Here is a 17,194-nt window from a genome sequence, read left to right as displayed (position 1 = left end):
TGTCAGGTTCCTAATTTCAACTAGATTTTTTACAGACTATGTATAATTCTCGAATTGCCGGAATGGGCGCATACGTGCCCGAAAATATTGTAACCAACGATGATTTGGCCAAAATCATGGATACCAATGATGCCTGGATTCAGGAGCGCACCGGTATCAAAGAGCGCCGCCATATTAAAGATGGAGACGGTAATTCTACAGCCGTAATGGGTGTTAAAGCAGCCAAAATTGCTTTAGAACGCGCAAAAATGAGCGCTCAGGATATTGATATGATCGTTTTTGCGACGCTGAGCCCCGATTATTATTTTCCGGGTTGTGGCGTGCAGGTGCAGGAAATGCTCGAGATGCGCACCATACCGGCACTCGATGTGCGCAACCAGTGTAGTGGTTTTGTCTATGCGCTTTCGGTGGCAGACCAGTTTATCAAAACCGGTATGTACCAAAACGTGTTGGTGATTGGCTCTGAAAATCACAGTGGCGGTCTTGATATGACCACCCGCGGGCGCAGCGTTTCGGTGATTTTTGGGGATGGGGCAGGAGCCGCGGTTTTAACCCGGGAAGAAGATAATGCTAAAGGGATTTTATCAACCCATTTGCACAGTGAAGGGAAGCACGCGCTTGAGCTATCGCTGAAAGGTCCCAGTACGATGGAGTGGGTGCCTGAGCTGATTGAAAAAAACCCGCAGGAAGATATTCCGTATTATCCCTATATGAATGGACAGTTTGTGTTTAAAAATGCAGTGGTGCGCTTCGCGGAAGTGATCAACGAGGGTCTGGAGCAAAACGGACTTACCGCAAAAGATATAAATATGCTGATCCCGCATCAGGCTAATTTGCGCATCTCCCAATTTGTACAGAAGCAATTTAGGCTGAATGACGATCAGGTGTATAACAACATCCAGAAATACGGAAACACCACAGCAGCCTCTATACCCATCGCCCTGACTGAAGCCTGGGAGGAAGGTAAAATTAAAGAAGGCGACACGCTGGTACTGGCAGCCTTTGGTAGCGGATTTACCTGGGCGAGTGCGATAATTAAGTGGTAGAGCCCCCTAACCCCCGAAGGGGGAATAAATGTATACGAAGCGGAGCAACTTAGTTGCTCCGTTTTTGTTTTATAGATATTTATAATTTAAAATTCCAGAGGTGTCAAATTGCGCCTGTCAAAATGTGAGGTTGATAATGTTGATATATTTTTAGGCTGATTACCCGCAGCAGGCTTATTCTGTCATTTCAATAAATTTGCTAAATGTCAGAATTCTAGTGGTTTTTACTTTGTTAAGGGCTAACAAATCATGATCTCCGGTTATGAGATAATCGGCTTAACCATCGATGGCAAGATTTAATAGAAAGTTGTCCTTTTCATCACGACACAGGCTTACATCAGATTCGATTAGAATAAGTTCGGCAAAAGCATCAATTGTTTCAAGTAATTTCGTCACATCTTTCTTTGAGAAGAATCTTTTGAATTTCGGTCTGCGTGTTACCTCAAGAAATTCTTCCATTGACTCGTTTGAGAATAATAGAATAAATTTTCCGGATTCCAGTAATGAATCGAGTTTGCTGTGGTTGATTGAGATCAGAAAGCTAATCCAAATGTTGGTGTCGAGAATAATTCTCTTACCTGGCATTTCGCTTTATTCTCAATTTTTCGACTTCTTTCGTTATTTCGTCCAGAGAAGGTGATTCCGAAGATTTTGAACGGAATTTTTTGAGCAGTTCGGAAAAATCGGATTGCGTCGATTTCTGGATCTTAATCAAATTGAGGTCAGCCAGATTTTTGAGCAATTTTTTTGCTATGGGATTCAATATGTCTATTTGAACACGTTCCATATCAGCTTTTATGTAAATCTAAACATATTTTTTCATTTTAAAGCTCTTGGTTTTGTGCAGTATAACTCCTTGCTATAAGTAAACTTATTCTCACCTTGCCTCTGGCGAAATGTAAACGGGCAAAAGGTCTTCGACAGGCTCAGACTGACATCTTCAACAGGCTCAGACTGACATCTTCAACAGGCTCAGCCTGACATCTTCAACAGGCTCAGCCTGACATTGAACTAAAGAATAAGCTTTGTAAAATTGTATTTTTTAACCCGGCTTTAGCGGGTGAAATTGCGGTGCTGGGTGGCTGTAAAGTAATCCCGAAAAATACGATTGAGGGTATTGTTTTCGCGAGCAGCGTTGATGCCCAGATGTGGATATACCGCAATGAATGATCTTGACAATTCCCTTACCGAAGCTGCAGCAGTTTGATGAATTTCTGCGATAAATTCCGGGTCGAGTGGTTGTTCGTTAGCGATGCGGTCTTCCACCTGAGCGGCAAAAGCAAAACAGTCTTTTTCAGCTTTGGCAACTTGAGCGCTTAATGCCTTGAAATCAAGTTCGGCTTTTAAACTGTTTAATTCTTCTTCAAAATGTTGCGCTATCCCAATATAGTTAATCCATAAAGTGAGGTCGGCAAATACCCGGAAATTGATTTTATAAATCGCCTGCGGCAGGTAAAAATGATCGTATTGAAAGCTTTGGTCTTCCTGCGCGATGTACTGGTCAATACTAAACGAACAGGTGCGGGTAGCCTGCATTCCCATAGTGTTCCAGTCGTCGATGAGGTTAACCGCATCTTTTGGGATGACAAAGGATTTAAAAACCGGGCTTCCGTCCTCCTGAAGCAGTTCTTTTCCGCCCTGAGTGATTTTCGCGTTTAGGGTTACGTGGGTAAGGTACGGTCCACCGGTAGCGTACTTCCAGGTTCCGGAAAGTCTGTAGCTATCACCTGCTTTTTCGGCGTAGCCAAATAAACCGCCACTGCCGCCAAAAATGGGTTTTTGCGTATTCTCTGTAAAAATAAGCTGAGCTGTTTCCGGTTGTAAATTCCCCACAAAATAATTAGCGCCGCTGCACAGCGTGACCGTCCAGCCCAGGCTTCCGTCGTGTCTGGCGAGTTGCTGCAGGAGTTGTAAACCTTCAGTAAACGAGCATTCGCGGCCATCGTATAGTTTTGGCACCCAAATATTCCAAAGATTCTGACTCGTAATCCAGTTTAGGGTTTCCGCAGAAAATCGTTCGGTACCTTTTTCAAATTCAGGTATGCACAAGTTGTTCATGTTGTTCTTTTTGGATGAGTTTTCGCCACTTTAGATAACCGGAAATAGCCACGCAAAATAGAAAACCGGTAAGGCCGGCGTAGATGTATAATTCTTTGTAAATGAGCAGGGGTATGGCTACGATGTTGCTGATGTTGAGGTAAATCCAGTTTTCGATTTTGCGACGGGCCATCAGCCACATACCCGCCCAGGCAAATGCACTCACGACCGAATCCCAATAGGGCACGTCTGAATTGGTGTAGCGGGTGAGCCAAAACACCATGATCACAAAACAACCAGCCACAATCCCCAGAGCCTGTAAATGCTCCTTTTGGCTTGAATAGGAGATGGGCGCTTCCTCTTGTTTTTTACCAAATTTCCAGTACAGCCAGCCGTAAACGCTCATCACAAAATAATACAGATGTAGTATAATATCGGCATACAGCTTTGAATGGTAGAGTACCCAAATACTGATAAGAATACCAATGATGCCAAAAATGTAGTTGTTGACGTTGTTTTGACGCGCGAGTAAAACCTGTGTGATCCCAAAGGCGGTGCCTATCCATTGCAGCCACACAAAATTCATTAAAAAGTCCTCCATTACCGGATTTTAGATTACCAAATGCAATGAGGAGATGAGCCCGGGGGGCGGCAGACAGGTGTTGCCTGTTTGCTTAAAATCCCTACGCCGGCATTATCCGGATCAGGTACTGGGCAAAGTGCCCACGGGTATCATCTCAGCCTGCCGGGAGAAAGCATTAAAGTTTAATGATTTCATTTTTCGGGCAAGCACCCCATTGAAGGACAAAGGTAACCGTCTGCAAATTAAAAACGCCTAAAATCGGGAAGATTTTAGGCGTTTTATAGAACTAGGTTTTAAAGCTTATTTTTTCTTGGGTTTAAATACGGGTTTGATTTTGGTAGATATTTCACCAAAACCAATACGTACTGCACCGGCTTTTTCACAATGGCCGCGCATAATAACGGTGTCGTGGTCTTCTATAAACTTGCGATCGCTGCCGTCGTTAAGTTTAACGGGTTTTGAACCCTTCCAGCTGAGTTCGAGCATAGAGCCGTAAGAGTCGGGCGTAGGACCACTTATAGTACCGCTGCCCATCATATCGCCACTGTTTACCGGGCAACCGTTAATGGTGTGATGCGCCAGTTGCTGGCTCATATTCCAATACAGATGTTTAAAATTTGATTTACAAACCACGGTTTCCTCTTTTCCTTCAGGCTGAATGCTCACTTCAAGATTGATGTCGAAGGTTTTCTTACCACTGTATTTTAAATAGGGCAGTACTTCCTGATCGGGCTTGGGACTGTTGGTTCTATAAGGTTCTAATGCATCAAGAGTTACAATCCAGCAGGAGACCGAAGAGGCGAAGTTTTTACCTAAAAAAGGTCCTAACGGCATATATTCCCAGCGCTGAATGTCGCGGGCAGTCCAGTCGTTAAACAAAACAAGACCAAAGATGTATTCTTCTGCCTGATCTACCGGAATGGGCTGACCAAGTTCATTTGCTGCTGTGGTGATAAAAGCCATTTCCAATTCAAAATCCAATTGTCTTGAAGGACCAAAAATGGGTTTGTCGGCACCATTAGGCAGCTTTTGTCCCTGTGGGCGGTGCACCGATATTCCTGAAGGAATAATCGAACTGCTGCGCCCATGGTAGGCAACGGGTAAATGAAGCCAGTTGGGCAGCAACGCGTTGTCCGGATCACGAAACATAGAGCCCACATTGGTTGCGTGCTCTTTACTGCTGTAAAAATCAGTATAATCACCTATTTGTACCGGCAGTTGCATTTCGATCTCATCCATTGCAAAAATCACCGTATCGCGATGATCTGCGTTATCGCGTAACTCCGGGTTGTTTGCTTCAAAAATTTCTGAAATACGATTGCGTACGGCCCTCCAGGTTTTACGCCCGTCGGCAATGAAATCGTTTAAGCTGTCTTGCAAAAAGATATCATCGGTAAGCGGGATTTCACTAAAATATCCCAATTGATGCAGCGCTCCCAGGTCGATGGCAAAATCTCCGATTCGCGTTCCTATGGTGATGATGTCATCTCGGGTTAAGAACACGCCAAAGGGAATATTCTGAATAGGAAAGTCTGTGTCTGCAGCAGTCTCTAGCCAGGTTTTTCTTTTGGGATCGTTAGCTTTAGTAGGCATAAATTTTTAATAAAGTGTTAGTAAAAGGGCTGCTCAAATATAGAATTAAAATAGTACCAACCAATTGTAATCACTACTTTTGAACCTAATTTAACAAACTTTATAAAGCATGCAACGGGATACCGAAATTTTTGATCTTATTCAGGAAGAAAAGCAACGTCAACTCAATGGTTTAGAGTTAATTGCTTCAGAAAACTTTGTAAGCGAGCAGGTCATGGAAGCTGCCGGTTCTGTACTTACTAATAAATATGCCGAGGGGTATCCCGGTAAGCGTTACTACGGCGGATGCGAGGTCGTAGATGAGGTTGAGAATATCGCCATAGAGCGCGCTAAAGAACTTTTTGGTGCTGAATATGTAAACGTACAGCCTCATTCAGGTTCACAGGCCAATACCGCTGTTTTTCATGCAGTGATGAAACCGGGAGAGACTTTCTTAGGATTTGACCTGGCTCACGGCGGGCACTTAACGCACGGGTCACCCGTAAACTTTTCGGGACGTTTATACAACCCCGTATTTTACGGAGTAGACCAGGAAACCGGTCTTTTGGACTACGATAAGATCGAAGAACTTGCGGTTAAAGAAAAGCCGAAAATGATTATTGCGGGAGCTTCGGCCTACAGTCGCGAGATTGATTACAAGCGTTTTCGCGAAATCGCAGATAAAGTAGGAGCTATCCTGCTTTGTGATATGGCACATCCTGCCGGGCTTATCGCTAAAGGAATCATTGGTGATCCGGTGCCTCATTGTCATATTTGTACTACCACAACCCACAAAACCCTTCGCGGACCTCGTGGAGGTATGATTCTTATGGGTAAAGATTTTGAGAATCCATTTGGCATCAAGCTTAAAAACGGAAGCCTGCGTATGATGTCTTCATTGTTAGACAGCGGGATTTTTCCGGGAAATCAGGGTGGTCCTTTAGAGCATATCATTGCCGCTAAGGCGATTGCTTTTGGCGAAGCCCTTACCGACGACTTTTTGCACTATATGGTTCAGGTTAAGAAAAACGCTTCGGTGATGGCTGCTGCTTTCGTAGCCAAAGGTTATGATATTATTTCAGGAGGAACAGATAATCATATGATGCTTATCGATCTTAGAAATAAGGACATTTCCGGTAAAGATGCCGAAGAAGCATTAGGCAAGGCAGATATCACGGTGAATAAGAATATGGTGCCTTTTGATACCCGTTCGCCTTTTGTGACTTCAGGTATGCGTATTGGGGTTGCTGCGGTAACTACCCGTGGATTGGTGGAAGAAGATATGAAGCAGGTGGTTGAGCTTATTGATGCGGCCCTGGTGAACTATCAGGATGATGATAAACTGGAAGAGATTGCAGGTCAGGTAAATGCGATGATGGGTCACCGACCATTGTTTAAACATTAATCGATTTAGTTATACTTGTATATTGTATCGAAACCGGCGTTTTACGTCGGTTTTTTAGTTAAAAAAAACTTAAGAAATATTTTATAGACGTTTATTTGCACCTTGTTTTGAACGAGTTATCAAATTCAGTTAAGATTTTTCTATGTCAGCAAAGGTGATGTATTTAATTGATGAAGATCGTGTTAACCGCGATCTGATTGAACGTTTAATCAAGAACGAATTTGGAAGTTTGATCGTAAAACATTTCGATTCGTGTGAGGTAGGCTATGCGTACCTGTTGAAAGAGCAGGGTTTTACTCATAAAGAATACCCCGATACGATTCTGCTTTCTCAGAATCTTTCAGCCTACTGTATTTCAAGATTTTTAGAAGAGCTCGAAAAGTTTCAATCGGAATGGGGTAAATCGATACAGGTATTTATGATAGAAGATGTCCTTTCATCACAAAGTTCAGATTTTACATACAGCACTTTGGTGAAGGGAAGTATTAAAAAACCTATTTGTCCTAATGCACTCTTAAAGATTGCAGAGTCTGTTTTTTTGCAGACTAATAAATAGTTTTTACCGTAATCTTTTGATCGCGAAATTGAACCTGATCATTTTGTTTTTTACCGGTTAGCAATTCGCCGATAGGTGAAGCGCTGGAGATGCAATAAACATTTCCGGTTTCCAGTTTCAGTTCGCCAAAAGGAATACCTATGAAGTAAGAAGCTTTATCGGTTAAAACGAGGCTGCCTTCTCCAATTATTGAATTTGGACTTAGACTTACGCGATTTAAAGCCTCTTTTTGACGTTCGGTCTGATCTATTTGCCCCTGAGTACGCTCCATTTCCTGTTGAATCATCTCAACACCCGTCTCATATTTATCCCCTGCACTGCTTTTACCACCCTCGCTTTCACGAGATTCTATTAATCCGTCGCGAGTTTCCTTCAATTGGGTAAGCCGTGCATTTAGCCGGTTGTGGAGTTCCTGAATGAGTTGCTTTTTTTGCATACAAGGGTTTTTAAGGCCGGCGAAATTAGGCTAAAAATCCAATACGATAATCTACTTGGGTAGAAAATATTTTATCCGGATCTAGATATTTTTAGTGTTGTTTTAATCCTTCTCCCGAATGACGGTTGTGTTTGAAAAGCGATCGTGCAGGCCATTTTTGGTGATCAAAAATGAAAGCCGGTCAAAAGGAATAAGTCTGCAAAGCGTGCGGATGATGATGGTTGTAGCATCGGGTTTTGCCCCCTCTTTAGTCACCACAATAGTTTTGGTAACATACTTTCCGGCTGTTTTCTGAAAATAGAATTCACTTAGGCCGTAATAAGCCATAAAAATCACAAACATCATAAAGTAACCGATGCCTAAAATCAAATCACTTTCTGTGGTTACAAAAACCGAATCAAGAGCCAGACTTCCTGCCAGTACCAAAACAATGTAGACTACAAAATCGATACAAAAATTGGTAAAGCGCATCGTTGAACTGCTCACATAATCCTGAATTTCCTGTACCGCGGTATTTTCCTGTGCCACTTCTTTGACAAGTTCGGCCATTTTGAGTTTGCCTATGCCGCGTTTGGACAGCTCAGCTTCAGCAGCTTTAACCGCTTCCGGCTCGTATTTATGAACTTCTACCGTGACAATGCGTACAAGTTCTTTATCGGAAAGGTTTTTAAATCGTTGAGCGTAATTATTCATTCAATTTTTTTGAAAGCTAAAATACGACAATGAGGAAAATAGCCCGATTATTAATTTTAAATTGGATTTTTTAATCTTCAACAACGTCTTGTTTTTCTAAGTATTCCAGAATACTTTCAACTTTGAGTTCCAGATCATCATCTGCCATAGTATTCAATAGGACGGTGTTGTCCTTGTCAATAATGATGGTGGTTAAAGGTTTAGTTTTGGGGTAAAATTTTGCGCGTTTATTATCCTGTAAAAGCTTGTAGTATTCAGAGTTGTGGTAAATATTCCCAACTTGTATAATGTTTTTCCCATACGGTATTGTTAATAGGGAAACCTCGTTGGAATAATTTTCTTCAATATTAGACTTGATACGTAGCAGTTGCAATTTTTCATTCTCATCATTAGAATCGTTAATAATAATTTTGATCTTATCGGAATCATTCTTTAAGATAGTATCTACGTAATCATCAGTTATTTCATAGGACTTCAGTTCATGACCCGGTGAGAAGAAAGGAAGGTCTATTAATTTACCATAATAAAGATTAACTAAGCGTTTTCCGGTAAATTCATCAGGATTATAACTACACGAGCACTTATCTATAAAAACATCCTGACTGATTAAATCTGCACTCGCTGCAAGTTCCAAATAGGTGATAAAGAGCGGCACATAATATAAATTGTCAATGGAATTTTGAATGTATGTATTTATATCTTCATATTCTTTCTTCAAATTCTCGTAATTAAAATCTGTATCAGATAGCCTTATTCTTTCTTCAAAAACTTCTAATTGGGATACATAATTTATGATTTTTCTATCGTCAGAAGATTGAACAATGTTTTTAGGTCCTAATCCGTTACTGAGGTTCCCTTCAATGTTTAAACCATTATAATCCACGAGTTTTAAAACCCCGAGGGTATCAGGCTTTGGTAAATCTAAAAAAGGATTATCATCGTTATCTCTGGTGGTATAGATTTTAAGCAGTTCACCTTCATAAAACATCAAATACTCGGGTGGGGTCAAATCCATTTTATTCAGAGGAATTGAATAAGAATGTCTATAATTAGATTTACCAATGCGCATTTTTTCTAAATGTAATACCTGATTTTTATAATCTGTAATATTTAGATTCAATACAGGCTCCTTGCCGGTATAAATTTGATAGCCTTCGGGCTTAAAATCACAACTGGTTATGACACTAAGGAGCACTAGAAAGGTCCCTAAGAATAAAGGTTTTGAACGTTTTAGAATTGAAATCATAACGGGTTAGGATTTAAGTTTTGCTTCTACAAGAGATTTATATGAGTTACTCACCGGGATGGTATGTTCGCCCAGCTGGAGCGCTCCGGTTTGCAGTTTTTGTACTTTGTTCAGGTTTACTACATAGGAGTTGTGCACGCGTGCAAAATGCGCTTCCGGCAGCAGGTTTAAGAGCTCTGTAAAAGTCATTCGAGGACTCAGTTTTTTGGTTTCCACAAATACATCCAGGTAATTGCCGTCGCTTTTGATGTAGTTTATTTCAGCCGTTTGTACCAGCACCTGATCATACCCATCCCTAAGCAGAATGCTTTTGTGCCCGCTGGTGAGGGTGTGGCGGGCAAGGGCTTTATCAATAGCACGGGCAAATTGTTCGAGTTCAAAAGGCTTTAAGAGGTAATCTACAACTTCAAAGGTGTAGCTCTTCACTCCATATTCGGCATAGGCCGAAGTAATAACAACCAGTGGCTGGCGGTCAAGCTGGCTCAACAAATCAAAGCCGGATAGTTTTGGCATATTAATGTCCAAAAAGATCAGGTCAATTTCATGGGTGTTCAGGAAATGTAGGGCCTGAATGGGATCATTAAAGGCTTTGACCAATTCTAATGCGGACGTTTTTGCTGCGTGATGCCGTATAATGCTTAGGGCTTTGGGCTCATCGTCTATGGCTATGGCACGTATCATAAGGTGTTGATGTATAGGTTTACTTTAAACAGGTTTTCGGTTTTTTCGATCTTAAGCTCATACCGGTTGGGGTAGATAAGCTCCAGGCGCTCGCGGGTGTTTTGTATGCCTATCCCAAAACCTTTTTCGCGGTAGTAGGTGGTTTGTTGTGGGTTGAAGCTATTTTTACAGCAAAAATGAATGCGTTTGTTTTCAACCCTAAGGTCTATATCGATACTAGAGATTTTATCTGGGTCAATGCCATATTTAAAAGCATTTTCCACAAAGGGAATCAACAATCCCGGACTGATTTGTACTCCTTCTAAATTATCAAGGGAAGTATTGACCTCCAGCGGAGAGGCAATGCGCAGTTTTTGAATGTTTACATAATCTGAAACATAACCTGCTTCCCGCTCCAATGGAATAAATTCCTGCTGCATATCCTGCTGCATATAGCGCACCAGATTTGCCAGTTTTGCTGTAGCGCTGGCCGTGACAGTAGCGTCTTCTTCAAGCGCGGTTGCATAAAGCGTATTTAAGGTATTAAACAAAAAGTGCGGATTAACCTGGGATTTTAATAGTAATAGTTCAGAAGTAGATTTGCCAAGTGCTTCTTTCGTTTTTTTAAAGCGGCTGATAACTAGATGGCGAATACCTCCATAAGTTAAACTTAGCGCTATACATATCAGGAATGCTTTTGAAATCGGTATAAGGAAATCAGAATAAAGATTAAATTCTTTAGGTGGAACTTCATCCCGCAGGTAGAGCATTAGTAAAATAGTTGCGTTGTAAATAAAATAGCACAGCATTAAGAATAAAATGGACTTGGCATATTTTTTTTGCTTAAAAAGAAATACTGATAGTCCAAATACTCCAGTATAAAATAGAGCAATAAAGAAAAGGAGTACAGTTAAGGCCTCAAAAAAGGTACGATCAAAATTAGTAGGTAGTTGGAAGGCTAAAAATATCAATACAGCAATGAAATTAAGAGTGAACTCAAGATTGATATACTTCTGAAATCCCTTCGTAATAATTTTCCATCGGAGTAGTCCAAAATACAGCAGAGATGCACCCAGTACCACAAGTAAGCGGGGTAGTGTAGCTAAAATCCAGGTTTTGTTAAAGAATAAGGGAGCCTCATCAACTTTAAATACAGTATGCATCATCCGGGCAGCATTAACCGCACTGGAATAGTAGAGAAATAAACCAGCAACTATAAACAGAAATGGGACGGCTAGTAACTTTCTTTTTTTAAGTAATGAAAGAACTCCAAAAAACAGATAAAAAGTTAAAACATCTATACTTGCAAGGATGAAAGGCGCAAAAATGTGATAGCGATTAACATACCATTCTGGAAAGAAATAAAAGAGGTAACCCAGTCCCAGTATAAAAAACAAGCAGTGAATAATAATTTCCCGTGGAGAGAGCCGAAGCCTTTCTTTTTTATCAAACAGTGATCGCAGAACCATAATTTTTGAATTTGTTAAGGCTAAAGTACTGGCTGCATTTTAAATAGGTATAAAAATGGGATGCTTCGGTAGATTGATGTTTTAGATAAGATTTTCTACCCCCCGATAAAGGAAAAAAGCGGGGCATACAGGAATAAAAATTAAATATCTATCGCCGTGGTATTGTAGATTTCCTTTAGTACAAAATAACTTTCCAAAACCCCAATATTGGCGATACGAGATAATTTTGAACGTACAAACTCGTGGTACATATCCAGACTTTCCAGATGAATCTTGAGGAAGAAGTCTACTTTACCCGCCATATGATAACATTCCTGCACTTCCACAAGTTCTTTAATTTGCTGCTCAAAGGTGTCGATAAAGCCCTCGTTATGATAGCGTAGCGATACCATGCAAATCGCGGTCACCGGGCGGTTTAGCATTTTTTTATCGAGCAGGGCTACGTAGCTCTTGATGTAGCCTTTTTTCTCAAGCCTTCTGATGCGCTCATACACCGGGGATGCGGTGAGATGCAGTTGTTCTGCGATTTCTTTGGTGGTCTTTTTGGCATCTTCCTGTAAAATGCGCAAAATTTTTAGATCGGTTTCATCAAGTACTTCCATAAGCAGCAAAATTTACTGGTAAAGGGGTTCTGGTTTTCGGCTTTTAAAATAAAAATCTTTAAAACCTATTAATCGCAGTTAAAAATACTTAATTATTAGAGATTAGCAGTAATTTAACTTGAAAGACAGCTGTGTTTGGTAATTTTATAGTGAAAATAGAGGTTATGAAAGCACAAAAAATTCTTATTACAGGGGCATTCGGTCAGTTGGGGACCGCCCTCACTCAGGCGCTTATTTATCATTACGGCGCCGAAGCGGTAATCGCTACAGATTTAAAGGTACAGGACAACTTTGGCTGTGCTACCCAAACCCTTGACGCTACCGATTTTGAAGCGATTGATACGGTTATCAGAGAACATCAGGTTACCGAAATTTACCATCTCGCAGCTATTTTATCGGCAAAAGGGGAGCAGGAGCCTCTTAAAACCTGGGATTTAAATAATTCAACCCTTTTTAATGTCCTTGAAGCTGCACGGCTTAACGGCATCAGAAAAATATTTTTCCCGAGTTCGATAGCCGTATTTGGCCCAGATTCGCGCAGCGGCAGTACTTCAAATGACTTTCCATTAAACCCAACTACCGTTTACGGCATTAGTAAAGTAGCTGGCGAAAACTGGGCAAGTTATTACAACAGCCGTTATGGGATGGATGTGCGATGCCTGCGCTATCCGGGATTGATCAGTCACGAGGCGATGCCCGGAGGCGGTACTACAGATTATGCGGTTGCTATTTTTCACAAAGCCGTAAATCATGAGAATTTTGAATGCTATCTGAAGCCTGATACGCAATTGCCTATGTTGTATATGGAAGATGCCATCAATGCAACTTTAAGAATGATGGAAGCTCCCAGACGTTCCATCAGACGGGTGGGTTATAATATTCAGGGTATTAGCTTTTCGCCCGAAATGATTGCCGAAGAAATACAAAAACACAATCCCGATTTTGAGGTGACTTACAAGCCCGATTTCAGACAGCAGATTGCCGAAAGCTGGCCTATCGCTTTAGATGATACAGCCGCCCGGATGGACTGGGGCTGGGAGCCGGAATATGATTTAGAGCGCATGACCGAAGAAATGCTCTACCGTCTGGAACAAAAAAAGAGAACTAATGCGTTAATGCACGCTTAAAAAAAGAATTCATGTTTACATCAGTACGATCAGAAATACAAAACGAATTAGAAGAAATACGCGATGCCGGTCTTTACAAGGAGGAGCGCATCATCACCACGCCACAAAGTGCAGCTATAAATACCCAGCAAGGTAGCGAGGTGCTCAATTTTTGCGCAAATAATTACCTCGGGCTTTCTTCACACCCCGATATTATTGAAGCCAGTATAGATACGATAAAAAGCCACGGCTATGGGATGTCATCGGTGCGCTTTATTTGCGGAACGCAGGATATTCACAAAGAACTGGAGCGTAAAACTGCCGAGTTTTTAGGGATGGAAGACTGCATTTTATATGCAGCTGCCTTTGACGCCAATGGCGGACTTTTTGAGCCCATTCTTGCCGCAGAAGATGCGATCATTTCAGATGAATTGAATCATGCCAGCATCATAGACGGTATCAGACTTTGTAAGGCGCAACGCCATCGTTACAAAAACAATGATATGGCGGCTTTAGAGGAAGAACTGAAGAAGGCTTCGGGGGCCCGCAGACGATTGATCGTTACAGACGGAGTATTCTCTATGGATGGTACGATTGCACAACTCGACAAAATTTGTGATCTGGCCGAAAAGTATGACGCTATGGTAATGGTAGACGACTGTCATGCCACAGGATTTATTGGTGAGAGCGGTAAAGGAACTCATGAGTATAATAAAGTAATGGGTCGTGTTGATATCATTACGGGTACTTATGGGAAAGCCCTTGGCGGTGCCTCGGGCGGTTTTACCGCAGCTCGCAAAGAAATTGTAGCTATGTTGCGTCAAAAATCAAGACCGTATCTGTTTTCAAATACATTAGCTCCCGCTATAGCAGGTGCTTCTATTAAGGCATTAGATATGATAAGCGCTTCCGGTGACTTAATTGCCAAAGTGCAGAACAATGCGAAACGTTTTAGAAGCGAAATGACCGAAGCCGGTTTTGATATTATCCCGGGAGAACATCCTATCGTTCCGATTATGTTGTATGATGCTAAACTGGCGCAGGAGTTTGCAGCCAGATTACTAGATGAAGGCATTTATGTAATCGCGTTCTTTTATCCCGTTGTGCCTAAAGAAAAAGCGCGTATTCGCGTGCAGCTTTCTGCAGCTCATGAAGATGAGCATATCACAAAAGCCATTGCTGCTTTTACCAAAGTAGGTAAAGCACTTGGTGTGATTTAATACACCAGACAAACACATAAAACTATAGACCCGGCTAAGGCCGGGTTTTTTTATTCAATATACAGAGTGGTCAATACTCGAAATCATAAGTTTTAACTTTAAAAGCAATTCATTTATCGCTTTTTTTAAAGCTGAAATGAAATTTGTAAGTAAAATAGTATAAATGAAAGATTAAATTTAGGATTAAAGAGTGTTGTTTTTTTGCTAAAAAAAATTATTTTAGATCATACAAATCAACTTAAATCCCTGCTTATGTTAGAATCTTTACGTTTGAAAGAACTTTTTGATTACAAAGTTCTCGACACTCCCCCCGAAAAGGAACTCGACGACATTGCGTATCTGGCATCAGTAATTTGTGAGAAACCCGTTGGTATCATTAGTCTTGTAGACAAAGACCGCAATTGGTTTAAGGCTAAACATGGTACCGATATGACGCAGACAGACCGTATGGGATCCTTTTGTCAGCATACCTTCGGGAATCACGATGAGGTTATGATTATTAATGATGCCACTACCGATGAGCGTTTTAAATGCAGCCCGCTGGTGGTTGAAAATCCCAACATTCGCTTTTATGCCGGTGCTCCGCTCTTATCTGAAAAGGGCTATGTTTTAGGTGCGCTTTGCGTAATAGATACCATCCCCGGCGATTTGGCTCCCGAAAAGGTAAAGGCATTGAAGTTACTTGCCGAAAAGGCTATGGATTATTTAAACACCCGTAAAATAATCCTGAATCAAAAAAATGCGCTTGACGATAGCGCTCAGGCTCTTAAAAATCTCACAGACGACGCTCCGGGAGTGTTGCTCAAGTTTCAACTGAGCCGTCAGCATTTCAACCTTAACTTTATAAGCAAAGGTGTAGATCAATTGGGCGAAAACCTCTCGGCTGAATCGCTGGCGAAAAATCCGCAGTTGTTTCTTGACGTGATTTATGCTTCAGATAAGAGGATGCTAAAGCGTACACTGGCTAAAGCAGCGATTTGTCAAAAACCTTTTGTGCTTGAATTTCGAATAGAACATCCGGTAAACGGTTTACAGTGGTATTTAGCCAAAGCCAGTGCTCAGAAAGATCGTAACGGGCCGGTATGGTATGGCACAATTCAGAATATAACGCAGCAATTAGAATATCAAAAAGCGATGGAGCAAATAAGTTTTGACATCTCTCATATTCTGCGAAGCCCGGTTACCAATTTGCTGGGGCTTTCTAATGTGATCGGGATGGAGCGCAACACGCTTACCGAAGCAAAATTGCAGGAATACAGCGAGTATATACAGACGGTTTCAAATGAACTCGATCAATTTACCCGCAATTTGAACGCAATTTATGAGGAAAAGAAAAGAATGCTTTTTGGCCGTAATTAGGTTGTATAAGAGCATTTATATAAAAATATACCCGTCCTTAAAGGCGGGTATATTTTTTAAGCGAAGATTCTCTGATTATGAGTTCACCATCCAGGTTAACTTCCTCAACATTAAGAGCCTCATTTTTTTTCTGAATACGGTCTAGCATAAGGCGCATAAGCTCTTTAGCCATAAGTTCAATAGGTTGCGCATAGGCCGATATGGTAGGGGCGTACATTTCAAAGAAATAACTATCATCAAAACTGATGATTCCCAGGTTGCTTACCAGGTTCGAATCGATCTGATGCAGGGTTTTCAAACCGCTTTGCGACAGGTAGTTTGTGGCAAAAAATATAGAGTCGAGTTGTGGATGGGCTGCTATAAATTCCTGAATTTTTTTACGTGAATCTGATGCGCGATCGGGATCATACGGCAAGGTGAGGATGTATTCGGTAAGACCTGCATCTTTTACGGTAGCCCGGTAACCGGCTAAGCGGTCTAGCATTTGATTTTGATTGAGATCTATCGTGATGAAAGCAATATTTTTAAAACCCTGTTCAATAAGGTGTAAGGTGGCATTGCGGGATCCTTCATAATTATTGAGCAGGACAGAGTCGATCTCAATACCTTCTATTTTACGGTCAAAAAGCACCACAGGAGTGCCATTTTGCTGCAGATCTTCGACCGCTTCCTTAATACCCGGTGGAGGTACAATGATAAACCCGTCTACCTGCCGTTCTTTAAATACTTCTATATGCTCACGTGTACGTTTTGCATCGTTTTCGGTACTGCAAAATAAAACCCGGTAATCGTGTTTGTAGGATATGTCTTCAATGATGCGCCCTACCTTAGAAAAGAAATGATTGCTCACATCTTCAACCATAAAAACGATAATGTGGCTGTTACCCGTGCGTAAACTCCGTGCAATCAGGTTGGGTTTGTAATCTATCTCTTTCAGATAATTTTCAACACGCTCGATGAGTTGTTTGGAGATTTTTTTTTCTTCACCCTTTCCGTTTAGGACGAAAGAAACTGTTGTAGTAGACACATTTAATACTTCGGCAATATCCCGTAGGGATGGTCGCTTTTTCTTCATAGCTGCTTTCTTAAACGATTTAGTTTTCTAAAAGTACCTAAAAAATACGATATCCGAAGCGACTTAAGTACAATATCGATTAAGGGATAAAAAAAGTAAATGGTAATAGAATTCGGGCATAAATGTGAT

17 protein-coding genes are annotated in these 17,194 nt (G+C 41.2%); 6 read left to right on the top strand and 11 right to left on the bottom strand.

Annotated elements, in window-relative coordinates; all coding sequences use genetic code 11:
- Nucleotides 1–38 precede the first annotated feature (38 nt).
- Nucleotides 39–1,046 (top strand): 3-oxoacyl-ACP synthase III family protein, encoded by a 1,008-nt coding sequence (locus ACSSS3_RS01675; protein ID WP_442846194.1) that lies wholly within the window; start codon nucleotides 39–41, stop codon nucleotides 1,044–1,046.
- Between the two features lie 276 nt (nucleotides 1,047–1,322).
- On the opposite strand, the gene ACSSS3_RS01670 is transcribed toward ACSSS3_RS01675, so the two are convergent.
- The 4 genes from ACSSS3_RS01670 to fahA form a co-directional block, all read right to left on the bottom strand.
- Nucleotides 1,323–1,631 (bottom strand): putative toxin-antitoxin system toxin component, PIN family, encoded by a 309-nt coding sequence (locus ACSSS3_RS01670; protein ID WP_442846193.1) that lies wholly within the window; start codon nucleotides 1,629–1,631, stop codon nucleotides 1,323–1,325.
- A gap of 468 nt (nucleotides 1,632–2,099) precedes the next feature.
- The gene (locus tag ACSSS3_RS01665; RefSeq protein WP_442846192.1) at nucleotides 2,100–3,104 is read right to left on the bottom strand and encodes an acyl-CoA dehydrogenase; all 1,005 of its coding nucleotides are present in this window, start codon (nucleotides 3,102–3,104) and stop codon (nucleotides 2,100–2,102) included.
- Complete coding sequence (gene pnuC, locus ACSSS3_RS01660; RefSeq protein WP_442846191.1) at nucleotides 3,082–3,684, bottom strand: nicotinamide riboside transporter PnuC; 603 nt, start codon at nucleotides 3,682–3,684, stop codon at nucleotides 3,082–3,084. The genes ACSSS3_RS01665 and pnuC overlap by 23 nt, the downstream gene beginning before the upstream one ends.
- 282 nt (nucleotides 3,685–3,966) lie before the next feature.
- Nucleotides 3,967–5,259, bottom strand: a complete 1,293-nt coding sequence (fahA, locus tag ACSSS3_RS01655) for a fumarylacetoacetase (protein WP_442846190.1) — start codon at nucleotides 5,257–5,259, stop codon at nucleotides 3,967–3,969.
- Between the two features lie 109 nt (nucleotides 5,260–5,368).
- On the opposite strand from fahA, the gene glyA reads away from it, so the two are divergent.
- Both glyA and ACSSS3_RS01645 read left to right on the top strand, forming a co-directional pair.
- Entirely contained in the window at nucleotides 5,369–6,643 is a 1,275-nt protein-coding gene (gene glyA, locus ACSSS3_RS01650) for a serine hydroxymethyltransferase (RefSeq protein ID WP_228231228.1), read from the top strand.
- A 142-nt stretch (nucleotides 6,644–6,785) separates the two neighbouring features.
- Entirely contained in the window at nucleotides 6,786–7,199 is a 414-nt protein-coding gene (locus tag ACSSS3_RS01645; protein ID WP_442846189.1) for a hypothetical protein, read from the top strand.
- Here the strand turns inward: ACSSS3_RS01645 and ACSSS3_RS01640 are convergent.
- The 6 genes from ACSSS3_RS01640 to ACSSS3_RS01615 form a co-directional block, all read right to left on the bottom strand.
- Complete coding sequence (locus tag ACSSS3_RS01640; protein ID WP_228231768.1) at nucleotides 7,189–7,635, bottom strand: DUF4349 domain-containing protein; 447 nt, start codon at nucleotides 7,633–7,635, stop codon at nucleotides 7,189–7,191. The genes ACSSS3_RS01645 and ACSSS3_RS01640 overlap by 11 nt on opposite strands.
- 102 nt (nucleotides 7,636–7,737) lie before the next feature.
- The gene (locus tag ACSSS3_RS01635; protein ID WP_442846188.1) at nucleotides 7,738–8,328 is read right to left on the bottom strand and encodes an RDD family protein; all 591 of its coding nucleotides are present in this window, start codon (nucleotides 8,326–8,328) and stop codon (nucleotides 7,738–7,740) included.
- A 70-nt stretch (nucleotides 8,329–8,398) separates the two neighbouring features.
- The gene (locus tag ACSSS3_RS01630) at nucleotides 8,399–9,574 is read right to left on the bottom strand and encodes a hypothetical protein (RefSeq protein ID WP_228231766.1); all 1,176 of its coding nucleotides are present in this window, start codon (nucleotides 9,572–9,574) and stop codon (nucleotides 8,399–8,401) included.
- Nucleotides 9,575–9,580: 6 nt separating this feature from the next.
- Nucleotides 9,581–10,255 carry a LytR/AlgR family response regulator transcription factor gene (locus tag ACSSS3_RS01625; protein ID WP_442846187.1) on the bottom strand — a complete coding sequence of 225 codons (675 nt, stop codon included), beginning with the start codon at nucleotides 10,253–10,255 and terminating at the stop codon, nucleotides 9,581–9,583.
- On the bottom strand, nucleotides 10,252–11,004 hold the full coding sequence (locus ACSSS3_RS01620) for a sensor histidine kinase (protein ID WP_228231770.1): 753 nt from the start codon (nucleotides 11,002–11,004) through the stop codon (nucleotides 10,252–10,254). The genes ACSSS3_RS01625 and ACSSS3_RS01620 overlap by 4 nt, the downstream gene beginning before the upstream one ends.
- Nucleotides 11,005–11,843: 839 nt before the next feature.
- Nucleotides 11,844–12,305, bottom strand: a complete 462-nt coding sequence (locus tag ACSSS3_RS01615) for an Lrp/AsnC family transcriptional regulator (protein ID WP_228231764.1) — start codon at nucleotides 12,303–12,305, stop codon at nucleotides 11,844–11,846.
- Between the two features lie 164 nt (nucleotides 12,306–12,469).
- On the opposite strand from ACSSS3_RS01615, the gene ACSSS3_RS01610 reads away from it, so the two are divergent.
- The 3 genes from ACSSS3_RS01610 to ACSSS3_RS01600 all read left to right on the top strand — a co-directional run bounded on the left by ACSSS3_RS01610 (nucleotide 12,470) and on the right by ACSSS3_RS01600 (nucleotide 15,990).
- Complete coding sequence (locus tag ACSSS3_RS01610) at nucleotides 12,470–13,432, top strand: NAD-dependent epimerase/dehydratase family protein (RefSeq protein ID WP_442846186.1); 963 nt, start codon at nucleotides 12,470–12,472, stop codon at nucleotides 13,430–13,432.
- Between the two features lie 11 nt (nucleotides 13,433–13,443).
- Nucleotides 13,444–14,631 carry a glycine C-acetyltransferase gene (gene kbl / locus ACSSS3_RS01605; RefSeq protein WP_442846185.1) on the top strand — a complete coding sequence of 396 codons (1,188 nt, stop codon included), beginning with the start codon at nucleotides 13,444–13,446 and terminating at the stop codon, nucleotides 14,629–14,631.
- Between the two features lie 252 nt (nucleotides 14,632–14,883).
- Complete coding sequence (locus ACSSS3_RS01600; protein WP_442846184.1) at nucleotides 14,884–15,990, top strand: GAF domain-containing protein; 1,107 nt, start codon at nucleotides 14,884–14,886, stop codon at nucleotides 15,988–15,990.
- Nucleotides 15,991–16,027: 37 nt separating this feature from the next.
- Here ACSSS3_RS01600 and ACSSS3_RS01595 read toward each other — a convergent pair whose 3' ends face one another.
- On the bottom strand, nucleotides 16,028–17,065 hold the full coding sequence (locus ACSSS3_RS01595) for a LacI family DNA-binding transcriptional regulator (protein WP_442846183.1): 1,038 nt from the start codon (nucleotides 17,063–17,065) through the stop codon (nucleotides 16,028–16,030).
- Between the last annotated feature and the right edge of the window lie 129 nt (nucleotides 17,066–17,194).

This window comes from Leeuwenhoekiella sp. H156, from assembly GCF_052218455.1.
Taxonomy (GTDB): Bacteria; Bacteroidota; Bacteroidia; order Flavobacteriales; family Flavobacteriaceae; genus Leeuwenhoekiella; species Leeuwenhoekiella parthenopeia.
The sequence above is the reverse complement of the archived record's forward strand: the minus strand, read 5'-3'. Positions and strand labels throughout refer to the sequence as shown.